The organism is Devosia sp., from assembly GCF_036406155.1.
GTDB lineage: Bacteria > Pseudomonadota > Alphaproteobacteria > Rhizobiales > Devosiaceae > Devosia_A.
Window position 1 is genome coordinate 1 of sequence record NZ_DASWVV010000007.1, and the last position, 15,375, is coordinate 15,375.

Here is a 15,375-nt window from a genome sequence, read left to right on the forward strand (position 1 = left end):
GATGATGTCCACCTGCGGCAGCATCTCGTCGAGCACCGGCCAGTAGGTAGCCTCCAGCGTCTCCTCGAGCGCTGGCGGCCGCCGGTGGCGCGAGAAATAGTGGATGTTGAGGCCGAAGGCGCGCGCCCGCGTGGCGACGGCCGTGCCGATGCGGCCCATGCCGACGATGCCGAGCGCCTTGCCGCGCAGCCGCCGTCCCAGCATCCAGGTGGGCGACCAGCCCGGCCAGGTACCGTCGCGCGGCAGCACCTGCGCGCCTTCCACCAGCCGCCGGGGCACCGCCAGCATCAGCATGGTGGCCATGTCGGCGGTGTCCTCGGTCAGCACGCTCGGCGTGTTGGTGACCGTGAGCCCCGCCCGGTAGGCGGCGTCGATGTCGATATTGTCGAAGCCGTTCCCGAACTGGGCGATGAGCCTGACACTGGGCGGCAGGCGCGCCACGAAGGTGGCGTCGATCCGGTCGGTGATCGACGAAACGAGCACATCTTTGCCATCAAGTCCGGCCACAAGCGCCTCCGCCGGCAGCGGCGAATCGCCCGGGTTGAAGGTCGTCTCGAACAACGTCGCCATGCGCGCCTCGACCGGGGCGGGCAGGCGGCGCGTGACGAAGACTTTGGGCCGGATATGCGGCAACGGCGCCCTTTCAGCGACCATTAAGGTCTTTTGCCTAGTGATAGAAAAAAACCCGACGCCTTGGAAGTGATGTTTGGAAGCCCCCCTCCTGGCCGGCCTGTTCGCCGCGCCCGCCGGCACGCCGTCGCCCGGCTGCTGCGCGGCCTCGCCCTGGCGGCGCTGCTGGCGCTGACGCCGGCCGCGGCCGCACTCGCCGCTGCCGCCGGCGTGGGACCGAGCGGGCTGCCGCTGCCGCGCTTCGCTACCACCCGGTCCACCCCGATCAACGTGCGCGTCGGCCCCGGCACCCGGTATGCCGTCGCCTGGGTCTATGTGAAGGCGGGCACGCCGGTCGAGATCGTGCAGGAGTTCGACACCTGGCGGAAGATCCGTGACGTCGACGGCTCCGAGGGCTGGGTGCACCAGAACCTGCTCTCCGGCAAGCGCGCCGGCCTCGCCGCGCCGTGGCGCCATGGCGAGCAGATTCCGCTCTATGCCTCGCGCAGCATCGAGGCCGGCGTACGGGCCTGGCTGGGCCCCGGCTTTCGCGTCGACATCGCCGGATGCGACGGCGCCTGGTGCGCGGTCAGCGCCACCACCCACCCCGAGGGCGGCGGCGTCGCCACCTATGCCGGCTACCTGCAGCAGCGCGAGCTATGGGGCGTCTATGCCGATGAGAAGTTCGACTGAGGCCGGGTCGCGCCGGCGCTAGTTCTGCCGGCGTACGCGCACGACCACGTCGACATGGGTGACCATCATGCCCTTGGGCGGCTCCGGCAGGTTGTGGATGGCGATCGCCGACGAGGGGATGTCGATCACGCGCTGCTCGTCCTCGAGGTAGAAGTGATGGTGGTCCGAGGTGTCCGTGTCGAAATAGGAGCGCGAGGCGTCGATCGCTACCTCGCGCAGCAGCCCGGCCTCGCGGAACTGGTGCAGCGTATTGTAGATGGTGGCCAGCGACACGTTGACGTCGGCCTTGGCGGCCTCGTGGTGCAGCTGCTCGGCGCTGACGTGGCGGTGGTTGCCGGAAAACAGCAGTTCAGCCAGGGCCACGCGCTGCCGCGTCGGCCGCAAACCGGCCATGCGCAGCACCGCCGTGAGGCACGGCTTGCGCGATGGAACGGGCCTGGGCATCTGGCTGCGGTCGGGCATCGGTCCCCTTTTGAAGGCAACGATATCGTGGCCGAACTTATAGCTTTGCGGTCCCGGGAGTACAAGCGTTCCGGGGCATCACGGCCGCGGCGCGCCATTTCGCCCCGGGGCCGGAAACCAAAGCCGTATTGACCCTCGACCGGTGCCCCTCTACTAACGTGGCGACCACGAACCGGGCAAAGGCAAGCAATGGCGGATCGCCAGAACGCGTACGGCTATGACGACCTGATCCTGAGCGGCAAGGGCGAACTGTTCGGCCCGGGCTTCGCCCAGCTGCCGGCCCCGCCGATGCTGATGTTCAATCGCATCACCGAGATCAACGGGACCGGCGGGGTGCACGGCAAGGGCATGGTGCGGGCCGAGCTCGACGTGAACCCCGACCTGTGGTTCTTCCAGTGCCACTTCATTGGCGATCCCGTGATGCCGGGCTGCCTCGGGCTCGATGCGCTGTGGCAGATGCTGGGGTTCTACCTGTGCTGGGACGGTTCACCCGGCAAGGGGCGGGCCGTGGGCTGCGGCGAGGTCAAGTTCTCCGGCCAGATCACCAATGACGTCAAACTCGTCGAGTATGGCATCGATCTGAAACGCGTGATGAAGTCCAAGCTTGCGTTCGGTATCGCCGACGGCTGGGTAAAGGCCGACGGCAATACCATATACGAGGCCAGCGGGCTGCGTGTCGGTCTGTTCACGTGAGTCTGATAGTCGGTCGCCGATACCAGGAGGTACCATGAGGCGCGTCGTCGTAACCGGCATGGGGATCGTGTCCTCGATCGGCAACAACGTCGCCGAGGTGCTGGACAGCTTGCGGCACGCCCGGCCGGGGATCGTCTTTGCCGAGGAATATGCCGAGCTCGGCTTCCGCTGCCAGGTGCACGGCGCCCCCCGGCTCGATCCGTTCGCGGTGCTGGACCGCCGCACCACCCGCTTCATGGGCAAGGGAGCGGCCTGGAACTACGTCGCCATGCAGGAGGCCATCGCCGATTCCGGCCTCGAGGACAACGACATCCGCAACCCGCGCACCGGCATCATCATGGGCTCGGGCGGCCCGTCCACGCGCACCGTGGTGGAGGCCGCCGACATCACCCGCGAGAAGGGCCCCAAGCGCATCGGCCCGCTGGCCGTGCCCAAGGCGATGAGTTCCACCGCCTCGGCGACGCTGGCCACCCCGTTCGGCATCAAGGGCGTGAACTACACCATCTCCTCGGCCTGCGCGACCTCCAAGCACTGCATCGGCAATGCCTACGAGCTCATCCAGTGGGGCAAGCAGGACATCGTCTTCGCCGGCGGGCACGAGGATCTCGACTGGACCCTGTCCAACCTGTTCGACGCCATGGGCGCCATGTCCAGCGACTTCAACGCCACCCCGCACCGGGCGTCGCGCGCTTATGACCGCGACCGCGACGGCTTCGTCATCGCCGGCGGCGCCGGCGTGCTGGTGCTCGAGGAACTTGAGCACGCCCGGGCGCGCGGCGCGAAGATCTACGCCGAGCTCATTGGCTACGGCGCCACCTCCGACGGCTACGACATGGTGGCGCCCTCGGGCGAAGGAGCCGAGCGCTGCATGCGCATGGCGCTCGAGACGGTCAAGGCGCCGGTCGACTACATCAACCCGCATGCCACCTCGACCCCGGTCGGGGACCTGAGGGAGATCGAGGCCATCCGCGCCGTGTTCGGCACCGGCGAGTCCTGCCCGCCGATCTCGGCCACCAAGTCGCTCACCGGCCACTCGCTGGGCGCCACCGGCGTGCAGGAATCGATCTACTGCATCCTGATGATGCAGCACCGTTTCCTGTGTGAGAGCGCCAATATCGAGACGCTCGACCCGGCCTTCGAGGACATGCCGATCCTGCGCCAGCGCCGCGACGACGTCGATATCGGCATCGCGCTGTCCAACTCCTTCGGCTTCGGCGGCACCAACGCCACGTTGGTGTTCAAGCACCCCGACGCCTGAGGCGTCGCCTCAGCCCGCCCCGTAGGCGAGTTCGGTGAAGCGCGCGGCGCGGCCGTCATAGAGCAGCAGGCGCCCCACCAGCGGCTCGCCGAGCCCGGTGATCAGCTTGATCGCCTCCATGGCCATGAGCGTGCCGACGACGCCGGTCACGGCCCCCAGCACCCCGACGATCTCGCAGGCCGGCAGGTCCGCTTCGTCGGGGTCGGCCGGGTAGAGGTCGCGGAAACCGGGCCCGCCGGGCACGAACACGGTGACCTGGCCGTCGAACATCGAGACCGCCCCGGAGACCAGCGGCTTGCCGGCGGCGGCGCAGGCGGCGGCGACGATGCGCCGCGTGGCGAAATTGTCGGTGCCGTCGGCGACGAGGTCGTAGCCGGCGACGAAGCCGGCGGCGTTGTCCTGCGTGATCCGGGCCTGGTGCGGGGTGAAGGCGACGAAGGGGTTGAGCGCCGCGACGAAGGCACCGGCGCTCTCCACCTTTGGCGCGCCGACCGTATCGGTGCGGTGCAGCACCTGCCGCTGCAGGTTGGACAGGCCGACCGCGTCATGGTCGATGACCCCCAGCCGGCCGACGCCGGCCGCCGCCAGATAGGCGATGACCGGGCTGCCCAGGCCGCCGGCCCCCACCACCAGCACGCTGGCCGCCTTGAGCTTCTGCTGGCCCTCCCCGCCCACGCCGCGCAGCACCAGATGGCGGGCATAGCGGCGCGTCTCGTCGGGGGAGAACGGCACCCTAGCGCTCCAGGGGCACGGCGAGGAAACGCCGGTCCGGCCCCTCGAAGCCGAAGGGATGGATGGCGATGATGGCAACGCGCGGCGCCGGCTCGCCGAACAGCCAGTCGGGCGGGCCGACCACGGCATGCACCCGGTAGTCGAGCGGGCACCCCCGCGACGCCGGCAGCCGGCCGCGGTCGCGCGCGATCTCGACGCCGTCGAGGCTGAGCGCGAAGCCGTAGACCTCGCCCTCGACGACGCTGCAGTCGACTGCGGCGGGCAGCGGAAAGCGCTCGAGTTCGAGCAGCGATTCGTCCTGCACGCCGTCGAGGCCGAAACCGGGGGTGCCGAAGCGCAGGCTGTAGGCCGCCGCGTCAGGTTCGCCGTCGGCGTTGACGGCGAGAAGCTGGGCACCGACGCCGATGGCGAGCCGCGCCAGCGTCGGCTGCGCCAGGGCACGGGCCGCGGCGCGGACCTCGCCAACGCTGTCGCTGTCGCCCTCGAGGCGGGCGCGGTAGGGCGAGCCCGCGACCCAGCGGTCGGCCGGCAGGTCGAGGACATAGATGGTCGAATAGGGAAAGCCGGAGCCGTCCTGCACCCCATATTCCTCGAAGGCGAAGTAGCGCCCGTCGGCGGAATAGCCGACATAGTCGATCAGCGCCCGGTCGCCCGCGGCCGCCGGCGCGGCCAGCAGCGCGCCGGCGGCCAGCGCCAGGCTAGCGGCCAGTCGAGCCATATCCGCCCTCCCCGCGCTCGGTCGCATCGAGGTTCTCCGTCTCGTGCAAGTCTACCGCGCAGACCGCGGCCACGACCAGCTGGGCGATGCGGTCGCCGCGCCGCAGCGTGTACGGCTCGGTGCCGTGGTTGATGAGGACGACCCTGACCTCGCCGCGATAGTCGGCGTCGATCGTGCCGGGCGCGTTGAGCACGGTGACCCCGTGTCGCGCCGCCAGCCCCGAGCGCGGGCGCACCTGGCCCTCGTAGCCCGCTGGCAGGGCGAGGCACAGCCCGGTGGGCACCATTGCCCGCCCGCCCGGCGGCAGCGTCAGCGTCTCGCCCGGAGCGAGCGCGGCGGGAAGATCCATTCCCGCCGCACCAGCAGTCTGCTGCCTGGGGGGTTCGAGCCCCCGTCCGTGGTCGAGCCAGCGATAGGCGATGCCGACACGACCCGTCATGGCGTCACCGGGTCCTGACGACGGCGTAGAGCTCGTCGGGCAGCGCCAGCGTGCCGTTGATCAGTTCGAGGAAGGGGATGACCGTCTCGGCCGACTTGCGGTCGCCGGCCAGGGTCATGTTGGTCTCCGTCACCTCGCGGCCGCCGATGCGCAGCGTGATGGCGTGGCCCTCGAAGAAGGACTGCATCATCGCCTTGGTCTGTGCGTCCTGCTCCTCGGTGCCCAGTTCGGTCTTCATGTCCTCGGTCTTGAAGGCGACGCGCACGAGGCCGGGACCGACGACCGTGAAGCTGGCGCTGTTGTCTTCCCCGAGGCCGAGATCGGCGAACGGGCCCTCGACCGTGAGCACGCAAGTGGCGCTGCCGTCGGCATTCTCGGTGAGGTCGGACCCCTCTTCCTCGCAGAAGCCCTCGGTGTCCTCGCCGGCCGCGCCGGCCTTGGCCATGGCGTAGAAATCGGCCCCCATGGTCGACGTCGTCGTGGCTCGCGCCTCGGTCTCGGACAGCACCTCGACATCCATGGTCATGTCGATGCAGCCGGCCAGGCCCACCGTCAACGCCAACGCGCCGGCAAGCCGGCCCAATACCTGCAGATTCATTGAGTTCTCCCTTTGCGGCCGGGGCCGCGGCGGCGCCAATCTAGCGAGCCGGTCCCCATGACCGCAAGCGCCCGCCGCCCCAGTAAGGCCGCAATGATGAACCGTTCCTGAACGGCCTATTTGCGGGCAAACTGCCCGGCAATGCGGTCGGCCAGCCTGTCGCCGACGCCGGCCTTGGACTGCCGCCCCCAGTCCTCGCTGCCACCGTCGCGCGCGAGTAGCACGACCTGCGTGTCGTCGGCCCCGAACACCGCCCCGCCGCCGACGTCGTTGGCCAAGAGCCAGTCGCAGCCCTTGCGCGCGAGCTTGGCCCGGGCATTGTCGAGGACCGCGTCGGTCTCGGCGGCGAAGCCGACCACCAGTGCCGGCCGCCGGCCCGCCGGCAGTTGCGCGACCTCGGCGAGGATGTCGGGATTGGCCACCAGTTCCAGCGCCGGCGGCGGCGCCCCCGCCTGTTTCTTCATCTTGCCGGCGGCGGGATGGGCCGCCCGCCAGTCGGCGACCGCGGCGACGCAGATGGCGGCGTCCGCCGGCAGCGCCGCCAGCACCGCGTCGCGCATCTCGAGCGCCGTGGTCACGTTCACGACGGCGCAGCCGGCCGGCCGGGCGGCCTCGGCCGGCCCGGTAACGAACACGACCTCCGCGCCGCGCCGCGCCAGCGCCTCGGCGATGGCCACGCCCTGCTTGCCCGAGGAGGCGTTGGAGATGTAGCGCACCGGATCGAGCGGCTCGCGCGTCGGCCCGGAGGTGATGACGATGCGCCGGCCGGCGAGCGGCCCCGGGGCGGCGGCGGCAAAATGCGCCGCGATGGCGGCGAGGATGGCCTCCGGCTCGGCCATGCGGCCGGGCCCGTATTCGCCGCACGCCATCTCGCCCTCGTCGGGCCCGACAAAGCTGACGCCGTCGGCGCGCAGCGTCGCAAGGTTGCGCTGCGTCGCCGCCGCCTGCCACATCCTGACGTTCATGGCCGGGGCGACGAGGATTCCGGTGTCGGTGGCGAGCAGGCAGGTCGAGGCGAGGTCGTCGGCGATGCCGTGCGCCAGCCTGGCGAGGAAATCGGCGGTGGCCGGCGCCACCACGATCAGATCGGCGGAGCGGGACAGCTCGATATGGCCGATGCGCGCCTCCTGCGTCAGGTCGAACAGCTCGGTCAGCGCTTCGCGGCCGCTGAGGGTCGAGACCGCCAGCGGCGTCACGAACTGGGTGGCGGCGCGGGTGAGGACGGCCTGCACCGACCCGCCCGCCTTCTGGATGAGCCGGATCAGCTCAAGCGCCTTGTAGGCGGCGACGCCGCCGGTGACGACCAGCAGGATGCGCTTGCCCGCGAGCATTGCTACCCCCATTGCCGCCAGAGAAGGATGAGCACGGCGGCCGCCAGCAGCACGACGCCGGCCCACAGCGCCACGCGGTCGGCCCGGCGCCGCGGCGCGCGGCGGTCGGCCTCGTAGGCGTCGAGCGCCGCCTCCGCCTTGGCGACGACGGCGGGCAGGCGCGCCACCGCTTCGGCGGCCGCGGCGAGGTGGTCGCGCATGTCCTCGAGGCGGCCGAGCGGGCCGGCCTCGCGCCGCACCCAGTCGCCCACCACCGGCTCCGACACCGTCCAGATATCGAGATCGGGATCGAGCGCGCGGCACACGCCCTCGACCAGCACCATGGATTTCTGCAGCAGCACCAGTTCCGGCCGCGTCTGCATCTCGAACATCTCGGTGGTCTGGAACAGCTGGCCGAGGACCCGCGCCATCGAGATGTCGGTGGCCTTGCGCCCCTGCAGCGGCTCGCCGATGGCGCGGATGGCGGCGGCGAAATCGTCGACCGACTGGCTGGGCGGCACGTAGCCGATCTCGAAATGGCGGCGCGCGATCAGCTTGTAGTCGCGGGTGATGAAGCCATAGAGGATGTCGGCGAGGAAACGCCGCTCGCGCCGCGAGATGCGGCCCATGATGCCGAAATCGACGGCAATGATGTCGCCGCTCGCGGGGTCGGCGAACAGATTGCCCTGGTGCAGGTCGGCGTGGAAATAGCCGTCGCGGATGGCGTGGCGCAGGAAGGCCTGCATCAGCTTGCGCGCCAGCTGCTTGCGGTCGAGCCCGGCGGCATCGAGCGCCGCCAGGTCGCGGATGGGGATGCCCTCCATCCAGGTGGTGGTCAGCACCGTGTCGGTGGTGTGGTCCCAGCTCACCGAGGGGATGATGAAGCCGGTGTCGGCGCTGATGTTCTCGGCCATCTCCGAGATGGCCGCGGCCTCGAGCCTGAGGTCGAGCTCGATCCGGGCCGAGCGCTCCAGCGTGCGCACCACGTCGATGGGCCGCAGCCGCCTGAGCGCGGGGATGGCCCGTTCGGCCAGCCGCGCCCCGGCATAATAGCTCTCGAGGTCGTCGCGGAAGCGCTGGCGGATGCCGGGCCTGAGGATCTTGACGGCCACCTGCCGGCGCCGCCCGGCGGGGTCGGCCAGCATCGCCCGGTGCACCTGGGCGATGGAGGCGGCGGCGATCGGCGCCGACAGCTCGGTCAGCTCCTCCGCCCGCCCGCCCAGCGCCTCGGCCAGCAGGCCGGGCACCAGCGCCGTATCGAACGGGGCCATCTTGTCCTGCAGCACCGCGAACTCGGCGGCGGCGGCGGCACCGACGATGTCGGGGCGGGTGGCCAGCGACTGGCCGAACTTCACGTAGGTCGGCCCCAGCCGGTTGAGCGCCGTGGTCAGCCGCTCGACGGTGCCGGTGCGCTTGACCGCGGGCCGCTCGACCAGCCGCCCGATGCCGACCAGCATCCGCAGCCCGCCCGGCAGCTCGCGCCGGTCGACGATGGCGAGCGCCCCCTCGCGGGCCAGCACCCAGCCTGCCCTCGCGAGGCGGAAATATGCTCCCAGACCCATGGGCTAGAGTTTCCAGGCCGCGTGCAGGGCGGCGATATTGCCCGCATAGGCGGTGTGGGTGACGCGCTTGAAGCCGGCGGCGGCGATCATCGCCGAGAACTGGGCGGGCGCGGGGAACTTGCGGATCGACTCGACCAGATACTGATAGGGCTGGGCATCGCCGGTGACCACCCGTCCCAGCGGTGGGATGACCCAGTCCGAGAAGGCGGCGTAGACCTCGCTCAGCACCGGCACGTCGGCGCGGCTGAACTCGAGGCAGAGGAAGCGTCCGCCGCGCCTGAGCACGCGATGGGCATCGGCCAGCGCCTTTTCGATGCGGGGCACGTTGCGGATGCCGAAGGCGATGGTGTAGGCGTCGAAGCTGTCGCTGTCGAAGGGCAGTTCCTCGGCATTGGCCTCGACGAAGCTGACCTGCGCCGGGAAACGCCATTTCTTGGCCCGCTCGGCGCCGACCCGCAGCATGTCGGAATTGATGTCGGCGACGACGACCTCGGCATAGCCCACCGAGGCGTTGACGATGCGCTCGGCGATGTCGCCGGTGCCGCCCGCCATGTCGAGCACGCGCCAGGGGCGGCTGCCGCGCCGCGGCGGGGCCAGCCGGGCCACCATGGCGTCCTTCCACAGCCGGTGGATGCCGCCGCTCATCAGGTCGTTCATCAGATCGTAGCGGTCGGCGACGCCATGGAACACGGCATTGACCAGCCCCTGCTTGTCCTCCATCGCCACCCGGCGTTCGCCGAAATGCGTGGTTTCGCGGCTGTCACTCATCGGCGTTCTCCGACGCGTCTGCTGGTTGCGGCGCACCATATACAACGGCAATGGCGGATGCCATGGCGGAGAACGGCCAATGCAGCGACCGCGACGGGCCCGGCCCCGGCGCTGGACCGCTGCCGCGGCACGCGCTATCGCTCGTGCCGCACCGCCTGTTTCCGTACCCTTGCGCGCCCGATCCCATGCCCGAACTCCCCGAAGTGGAAACCGTACGCCGCGGCCTCGCCCCCTATCTCGAGGGCGCGCGCATCGAGGCGGTGCGGCTCAACCGTGCCGACCTGCGCTTCGCGCTGCCGGCTTCGCTCCCCGCCGAACTCGCCGGACAGGTGGTCGACAGCGTCGGCCGGCGCGCCAAGTACCTGTTGTTCCGCCTCTCGGGCGGCAAGACGCTGCTCAGCCATTTGGGCATGACCGGCAGCTACCGCTTCGCCGATTTCGCCTACAAGGACCCCTCGCGCTACTACGAGCCGAGCCAAAACGAAAAGCACGACCACCTGGTGTTCGAGCTGAACCACCCGGTGCACGGCCGGCTGCGCCTCATCTACAACGATGCCCGTCGCTTCGGCTTCATCGACCTGTTCGCGCGCGAGGAGGACTGCCCCTATCTCGCCGGGCTGGGGCCGGAGCCGCTCGGCAACGATTTCAACGCCGCCGGGCTGGCACAGCGGCTGCGGGGCAGGACGGCGCCGCTCAAGGCGGTGCTGCTTGACCAGCGGGTCGTCGCCGGCATCGGCAACATCTACGCCAGCGAGGCGCTGTGGCGCGCCCACCTGCACCCCGAGCTGGCGGCGGGGCGCCTCGTCCGCAAGGACGGCGCCCCCGGCCGGCGGCTCGACGACCTCGTGCACGGCGTGCGCGCCGTCCTCATCGAGGCGGTCGAGGCGGGCGGCTCGACGCTCAGGGACTTCCGCGCCGCCGATGGCGGGCCCGGCTATTTCCAGCACCATTTCGCCGTCTACGACCGCGCCGGCGAGCCCTGCCCGACGCCCGGCTGCAGCGGGGTCATCCGGCGCATCGTGCAATCCGGGCGTTCGAGCTTCTTCTGCCCGGTGTGCCAGAAGCGCTAGGCCGGGGCCGGCGGCGGGAATCCAGTTGACGGCGGCGGCCTGCCGCACTATACAGCGCCGACTTGGCGGCCCGGTTTGCCGCCGCTTTCATTTATCCCCCGGGTGTCGAGGCGCCACGCGCGCTGCGAGCCCGGCCGACACAGCCACGAGGAACCGCATGGCCAATACTGCTTCGGCACAGAAGGCGAACCGCAAGATCGCGGCGCGGACGGCCGTCAACAAGGCCCGCCGCTCGCGCATGCGCACCTTCATCCGCAAGGTCGAGGAAGCCATTGCCAAGGGCGACCGCAAGGTGGCCCTGGAGGCGCTGCAGGCGGCCCAGCCGGAGATCGCCCGCGCCGCGCAGAAGGGCATCGTCCACGCCAACCTGGCGTCGCGCAAGGTCAGCCGCCTGAACCATCGCATCAAGGCCCTGCCGGCCTGATCCGCGGGGGCGCCCGGCGCCGCCGGCGGTCGTTGCACAAGGGCCCTGCGGGGCCCTTTGTTTTTGTCGCTGCGGGGGCCTGTCGGCGCCCCGGCAGCGCCGGCAGGGGCCTGCGGGCGCCTTTTTCCCCCGGTTATCCACCGATCGGGTTTGCGTTGGACATCAGTGGCTTAGCCTCGTCCGCGCGGCACCTGCCGCGATCGCATGGAAAGAATTCCTTCAAATCGCCAAGGTGCGGCCACAATTGGCCCGCGCCAGAAAACGCTGGTGCAGCCCGGATTCAGCAAGGAGTCACAGCGCCTTGGTTTGACCGCCCGGCAGGGGGGCGCTGAAACCTTTTTTCGAAGTGCCGAGTCAAGCCCCCTCGGGCGAAAAACCACGGTTGATTGGCGATTTTCGCCTGCTATGATGCCCCCCGTTGGATCAAGAAATGCGGCAGACAGAACCGCAATCCTGGTCGAACAGGCGATGGGGCGGCAGTCAAACGCGATTAGTGACGGGCGTAGAAGGCCCAGCACAGCAATAATGCTTAAGTCCTTCGTCATCTGTAATTTGCGGGTGAGAGTTATCGTCTTGCGTCAGCGTAAGAGATAAGTACGTCAGGGGCCGTTTTCGGCCAAGTTTACTGTCACAAGCGCAGAACAGGTCCGCAAGCAACTTGCGGAGCGGATAGGCTTTGCCCGCGGCGGCGGGCAATTGGGTTGGTGGCACGCGCCTGCCTTCGGGGGGCGCGCCGAAGAGGGAAGTCAGGCTCAGAATGACGAACAGCGCGGTGGCCGGGCGGGCCGACTGGGGCGGTATGGCAGTTGTGCAGCAAGGACAGGAGAACGGCGATGCGGCGGTGAGCGGGATGGGCAAGGACGACAGGGACGCCAGCGAACTCTTCGCCCGCATCCGGGCCCGGCTCAAGGCCGCCGTCGGCGAGGACGTCTACAATTCCTGGTTCGCGCGGCTGGAGCTCGAGGAGCTCGTCGACGACCTGGCGCACCTGTCGGTGCCGACGCGCTTCCTGTGCTCCTGGATCCAGTCCAACTACGCCGAAAAGATCCTCGACGCCTTCAAGGCCGAGGCTTCCGGCATCGCCCGCCTGCATTTCACCGTCCGCGTCAACGGCCAGGCGCGGCCGCGGCTGGCGCCGCCGGCCGAAGCCAGCGCCGAACCCGGCGTCGAGGCCGTTCCCGCTGCCGCCCGCCCGGCGCGCGAGACCCCGGCCCCGGCGGCCGCCCGCGGCGATGCGCTGTCCGGCAGTGCGCTCGATCCGAAGATGACCTTTGACAGCTTCGTTGCCGGCGCCCCCAACGAGATCGCCCTGGGCGTCGCCAAGCAGGTGGCGCACGCCGCCCTTAACAACACGGTGAGCTTCAACCCCGTCTACATCCATTCCACCGTCGGGCTGGGCAAGTCGCACCTGCTCAACGCCATCGCCTGGGCGGCGGGGGCGGGCGATCCGGCGCGCAACATCGTCTACCTGACGGCCGACCATTTCATGTACCACTTCATCACCGCCGTGCAGCGGCAGTCGGCGATCGCCTTCAAGGAGTGGCTCAGGCGCGTCGACCTGCTTCTGATCGACGACATGCAGTTCCTGCAGGGCAAGTCGGCGACCGAGTTCGGCCATACGCTGGGCACGCTGCTGACCGGCGCCAAGCAGGTGGTGGTGGCCGGCGACGCGCCGCCGCGCGACCTCGACATGCTCGACGAACGCGTGCGCTCGCGCCTGTCCGGCGGGCTGGTGGTGCCGATCAACGGCTTCGACCTCGAGTTGCGGCGCGCCATCGTCACTCGCCGCGCCGAGCAGGCCTCCGCCCGCTTCGCCGGGGTGCACTTCCCGCCGGCGGTGATCGACTACATCGCCCGCGTCGTGGTGAGCCACGGCCGCGATCTCGACGGCTCGGTCAACCGCCTGGTGGCGGCCAACCAGCTGACGCAGGAGCCGATCACCGTGACCCTGGCCGAGCGCACGCTCGCCGACCTGGTGCGCTCGCGCGAGGCCAAGCGCGTGCGCATCGAGGACATCCTCAGGATCGTGTCGCGCCACTACAAGGTGCCGCGCAACGACCTGCTGTCCTCGCGCCGCTCGCGCGACGTGGTGCGGCCGCGCCAGATCGCCATGTATCTCGCCAAGTCGCTCACGGCGCGCTCCCTGCCCGAGATCGGCCGCCGCTTCGGCGGGCGCGACCACACCACGGTGCTGCATTCGGTGCGCAAGGTCGAGCAGCTGATGAAGGACGACGGCGACCTGGCGCAAGAGATCGAGCTGTTGAAGCGCATGCTCGAGGAATAGGCGGCGGCGCCGCGAGCGCCCTTGCCTTTTCGAGAGCAAATTGCAAATGTCGCAACCCCGGCGCGCCGGGGTTTTGCGGCCTCGCGACGGGGCACGGGGCCAAGGACCAGGATTATGAAAGTCACTCTCGAGCGCAATCACCTGCTCAAGTCGCTGGGTCACGTGCACCGCGTGGTGGAGCGCCGCAACACCTACCCGATCCTCGCCAACGTGCTGCTCAGGGCCGCCGACGGCCGTCTCGACCTGCGCGCCACCGACCTCGACATCGAGGTCACCGAGAGCGTGCCGGCGATGGTGGCGACGGCGGGCACCACCACCGTTCCCGCCCATACCCTGTACGAGATCGTGCGCAAGCTCGCCGACGGGGCCGAGGTGCGGCTCGAGAGCGAAGGCGGCGAGCAGCTGCAGCTGACCTCGGGGCGCTCGCGCTTCCACCTGGCGTGCCTGTCGCCCGACAGCTTCCCCGACCTCAAGTCGGGGGTCTTCACCCATACTTTCGCGCTGCCGGCGCCGGTGCTGCGCGAATTGATCGAGCGCACCCAGTTCGCCATCTCCAACGAGGAGACGCGCTATTATCTCAACGGCATCTACCTGCACGCCCTCGAGGCGGGCGGCGAGCCGATCCTGCGCGCCGTGGCCACCGACGGCCACCGCATGGCGCGGGCCGAGACCGGTGCGCCCGAGGGCAGCCGCGGCATGCCCGGCGTCATCGTGCCCAAGAAGACGGTGTCCGAGGTGCAGAAGCTGCTCGAGGGCGCCGAGGGCGAGGTGACCGTCGAGGTCTCCGACACCAAGATCCGCTTCAGCCTCGACGGCGTGGTGCTGCTTTCGAAGCTGATCGAGGGCACCTTCCCCGATTACGAGCGGGTGACGCCCAAGAACAACGACAAGGAGATGAACGTCGACCGCGCTGCCTTCGCCACCGCCGTCGACCGCGTCTCCACCATCGCCTCGGACCGCGGCGGCAAGGCGGTGAAACTGTCCATGAAGGACGGCTCGCTGGAACTGAGCGTCACCAATCCCGACCACGGCACCGCCAGCGAGGAATTGCCGGTGGCGTTCGAGCCCGACAGCTTCGAGATCGGCTTCAACGCGCGCTACTTGCTCGACATCGTCGCCCAGATCCGCTCGGAGAACGCGGTGTTCCTGTTCAACGACGCCGGCTCGCCCACGCTCGTGCGCGAGGCCGGCGACGCCAGGGCGCTGTACGTGCTCATGCCGATGCGGGTGTAGCGGCGACGGGCGCGCGTCGCTGGCCTTGCCGGCCGCCATCGGCTAGTCACTGCCGGCCATGACCGAACGCTACATTTCGCGGCTGCGGCTCACGCATTTCCGCAACTACCACAGCGCGGCGCTGGACCTCGACGCCCGCCACGTCGTGCTGGTCGGGCCGAACGGAACCGGCAAGACCAACCTGCTCGAGGCCGTCTCGCTGCTCGGCCCCGACCGCGGCCTCAGGCGCGCCCCCTTCGAGACGCTGGCGGCGCACGGCGCCGACGGCAGCTGGGCGGTGGCGGCGACGGTCGAGACCCCGGCCGGCCCCGCCGATATCGGCACCGGCGCCGGCCCCGGCGAGAGCGGCCGGCGCGTGCGCATCAACGGCGCCCCGGCCCGCGCCGTCGAGGAGATGAGCGCCTATCTGCGGCTGCTCTGGCTCACCCCGGCCATGGACGGGCTGTTCACCGGCCCGGCGAGCGACCGCCGCCGCTTCCTCGACCGCCTGGTGACGACGCTGATCCCCGGCCATTCGGCTTC

17 protein-coding genes are annotated in these 15,375 nt (G+C 70.0%); 8 read left to right on the forward strand and 9 right to left on the reverse strand.

What is annotated here, in order from left to right:
* The coding region (locus tag VGD93_RS00395) for an NAD(P)-dependent oxidoreductase (RefSeq protein WP_395008075.1) at positions 1–654 on the reverse strand (654 nt) is incomplete at its 3' end.
* A 48-nt stretch (positions 655–702) separates the two neighbouring features.
* Between VGD93_RS00395 and VGD93_RS00400 the strand changes: the two genes are divergently transcribed.
* The gene (locus tag VGD93_RS00400) at positions 703–1,302 is read left to right on the forward strand and encodes an SH3 domain-containing protein (protein WP_395008077.1); all 600 of its coding nucleotides are present in this window, start codon (positions 703–705) and stop codon (positions 1,300–1,302) included.
* Positions 1,303–1,320: 18 nt separating this feature from the next.
* Here the strand turns inward: VGD93_RS00400 and irrA are convergent, their stop codons facing one another.
* Entirely contained in the window at positions 1,321–1,764 is a 444-nt protein-coding gene (irrA, locus tag VGD93_RS00405; protein ID WP_395008079.1) for an iron response transcriptional regulator IrrA, read from the reverse strand.
* A gap of 189 nt (positions 1,765–1,953) precedes the next feature.
* Here irrA and fabA point away from each other — a divergent pair, with 189 nt between their 5' ends.
* Together fabA and fabB are read left to right on the forward strand one after the other, a co-directional pair.
* Positions 1,954–2,457 carry a 3-hydroxyacyl-[acyl-carrier-protein] dehydratase FabA gene (gene fabA, locus VGD93_RS00410; protein WP_395008081.1) on the forward strand — a complete coding sequence of 168 codons (504 nt, stop codon included), beginning with the start codon at positions 1,954–1,956 and terminating at the stop codon, positions 2,455–2,457.
* A gap of 34 nt (positions 2,458–2,491) precedes the next feature.
* Positions 2,492–3,715 carry a beta-ketoacyl-ACP synthase I gene (gene fabB / locus VGD93_RS00415; protein ID WP_395008083.1) on the forward strand — a complete coding sequence of 408 codons (1,224 nt, stop codon included), beginning with the start codon at positions 2,492–2,494 and terminating at the stop codon, positions 3,713–3,715.
* Positions 3,716–3,724: 9 nt separating this feature from the next.
* On the opposite strand, the gene VGD93_RS00420 is transcribed toward fabB, so the two are convergent.
* The 7 genes from VGD93_RS00420 to ubiE form a co-directional block, all read right to left on the reverse strand.
* Positions 3,725–4,447 carry a HesA/MoeB/ThiF family protein gene (locus VGD93_RS00420; RefSeq protein WP_395008085.1) on the reverse strand — a complete coding sequence of 241 codons (723 nt, stop codon included), beginning with the start codon at positions 4,445–4,447 and terminating at the stop codon, positions 3,725–3,727.
* 1 nt (position 4,448) lies between these two features.
* Positions 4,449–5,165 carry a DUF2259 domain-containing protein gene (locus VGD93_RS00425; RefSeq protein WP_395008087.1) on the reverse strand — a complete coding sequence of 239 codons (717 nt, stop codon included), beginning with the start codon at positions 5,163–5,165 and terminating at the stop codon, positions 4,449–4,451.
* The gene (gene dut / locus VGD93_RS00430; protein ID WP_395008089.1) at positions 5,146–5,604 is read right to left on the reverse strand and encodes a dUTP diphosphatase; all 459 of its coding nucleotides are present in this window, start codon (positions 5,602–5,604) and stop codon (positions 5,146–5,148) included. Before dut ends, VGD93_RS00425 begins: the two co-directional genes overlap by 20 nt.
* Before the next feature lie 4 nt (positions 5,605–5,608).
* Positions 5,609–6,202, reverse strand: a complete 594-nt coding sequence (locus tag VGD93_RS00435) for a hypothetical protein (protein ID WP_395008091.1) — start codon at positions 6,200–6,202, stop codon at positions 5,609–5,611.
* A 116-nt stretch (positions 6,203–6,318) separates the two neighbouring features.
* Positions 6,319–7,533, reverse strand: coding sequence for a bifunctional phosphopantothenoylcysteine decarboxylase/phosphopantothenate--cysteine ligase CoaBC (coaBC, locus tag VGD93_RS00440; RefSeq protein ID WP_395008093.1), 1,215 nt, complete (start codon positions 7,531–7,533; stop codon positions 6,319–6,321).
* Positions 7,534–7,535: 2 nt separating this feature from the next.
* Complete coding sequence (gene ubiB / locus VGD93_RS00445) at positions 7,536–9,074, reverse strand: 2-polyprenylphenol 6-hydroxylase (protein WP_395008095.1); 1,539 nt, start codon at positions 9,072–9,074, stop codon at positions 7,536–7,538.
* A 3-nt stretch (positions 9,075–9,077) separates the two neighbouring features.
* Positions 9,078–9,842, reverse strand: a complete 765-nt coding sequence (ubiE, locus tag VGD93_RS00450; RefSeq protein ID WP_395008097.1) for a bifunctional demethylmenaquinone methyltransferase/2-methoxy-6-polyprenyl-1,4-benzoquinol methylase UbiE — start codon at positions 9,840–9,842, stop codon at positions 9,078–9,080.
* Positions 9,843–10,027: 185 nt separating this feature from the next.
* Here ubiE and mutM point away from each other — a divergent pair, with 185 nt between their 5' ends.
* The 5 genes from mutM to VGD93_RS00475 all read left to right on the forward strand — a co-directional run.
* Positions 10,028–10,912 carry a bifunctional DNA-formamidopyrimidine glycosylase/DNA-(apurinic or apyrimidinic site) lyase gene (gene mutM / locus VGD93_RS00455; RefSeq protein ID WP_395008099.1) on the forward strand — a complete coding sequence of 295 codons (885 nt, stop codon included), beginning with the start codon at positions 10,028–10,030 and terminating at the stop codon, positions 10,910–10,912.
* Between the two features lie 157 nt (positions 10,913–11,069).
* Entirely contained in the window at positions 11,070–11,336 is a 267-nt protein-coding gene (gene rpsT / locus VGD93_RS00460) for a 30S ribosomal protein S20 (protein WP_395008101.1), read from the forward strand.
* Between the two features lie 850 nt (positions 11,337–12,186).
* The gene (gene dnaA / locus VGD93_RS00465; protein ID WP_395008105.1) at positions 12,187–13,620 is read left to right on the forward strand and encodes a chromosomal replication initiator protein DnaA; all 1,434 of its coding nucleotides are present in this window, start codon (positions 12,187–12,189) and stop codon (positions 13,618–13,620) included.
* A gap of 114 nt (positions 13,621–13,734) precedes the next feature.
* Positions 13,735–14,853 carry a DNA polymerase III subunit beta gene (gene dnaN, locus VGD93_RS00470; protein ID WP_395008103.1) on the forward strand — a complete coding sequence of 373 codons (1,119 nt, stop codon included), beginning with the start codon at positions 13,735–13,737 and terminating at the stop codon, positions 14,851–14,853.
* A gap of 49 nt (positions 14,854–14,902) precedes the next feature.
* Positions 14,903–15,375 (forward strand): AAA family ATPase (locus VGD93_RS00475; RefSeq protein WP_395008107.1); only part of this gene is annotated, 473 nt, incomplete at its 3' end.

What these genes read in the sequence shown, in the direction of transcription:
- dut (WP_395008089.1), bottom strand. Translation starts at nt 5,604, where the DNA reads ATGACGGGTCGTGTCGGCATCGCCTATCGCTGGCTCGACCACGGACGG.
- fabA (WP_395008081.1), top strand. Translation starts at nt 1,954, where the DNA reads ATGGCGGATCGCCAGAACGCGTACGGCTATGACGACCTGATCCTGAGC.
- dnaA (WP_395008105.1), top strand. Translation starts at nt 12,187, where the DNA reads ATGGGCAAGGACGACAGGGACGCCAGCGAACTCTTCGCCCGCATCCGG.
- mutM (WP_395008099.1), top strand. Translation starts at nt 10,028, where the DNA reads ATGCCCGAACTCCCCGAAGTGGAAACCGTACGCCGCGGCCTCGCCCCC.
- ubiE (WP_395008097.1), bottom strand. Translation starts at nt 9,842, where the DNA reads ATGAGTGACAGCCGCGAAACCACGCATTTCGGCGAACGCCGGGTGGCG.
- dnaN (WP_395008103.1), top strand. Translation starts at nt 13,735, where the DNA reads ATGAAAGTCACTCTCGAGCGCAATCACCTGCTCAAGTCGCTGGGTCAC.
- ubiB (WP_395008095.1), bottom strand. Translation starts at nt 9,074, where the DNA reads ATGGGTCTGGGAGCATATTTCCGCCTCGCGAGGGCAGGCTGGGTGCTG.
- rpsT (WP_395008101.1), top strand. Translation starts at nt 11,070, where the DNA reads ATGGCCAATACTGCTTCGGCACAGAAGGCGAACCGCAAGATCGCGGCG.
- VGD93_RS00435 (WP_395008091.1), bottom strand. Translation starts at nt 6,202, where the DNA reads ATGAATCTGCAGGTATTGGGCCGGCTTGCCGGCGCGTTGGCGTTGACG.
- irrA (WP_395008079.1), bottom strand. Translation starts at nt 1,764, where the DNA reads ATGCCCGACCGCAGCCAGATGCCCAGGCCCGTTCCATCGCGCAAGCCG.
- fabB (WP_395008083.1), top strand. Translation starts at nt 2,492, where the DNA reads ATGAGGCGCGTCGTCGTAACCGGCATGGGGATCGTGTCCTCGATCGGC.
- VGD93_RS00425 (WP_395008087.1), bottom strand. Translation starts at nt 5,165, where the DNA reads ATGGCTCGACTGGCCGCTAGCCTGGCGCTGGCCGCCGGCGCGCTGCTG.
- coaBC (WP_395008093.1), bottom strand. Translation starts at nt 7,533, where the DNA reads ATGCTCGCGGGCAAGCGCATCCTGCTGGTCGTCACCGGCGGCGTCGCC.
- VGD93_RS00400 (WP_395008077.1), top strand. Translation starts at nt 703, where the DNA reads ATGTTTGGAAGCCCCCCTCCTGGCCGGCCTGTTCGCCGCGCCCGCCGG.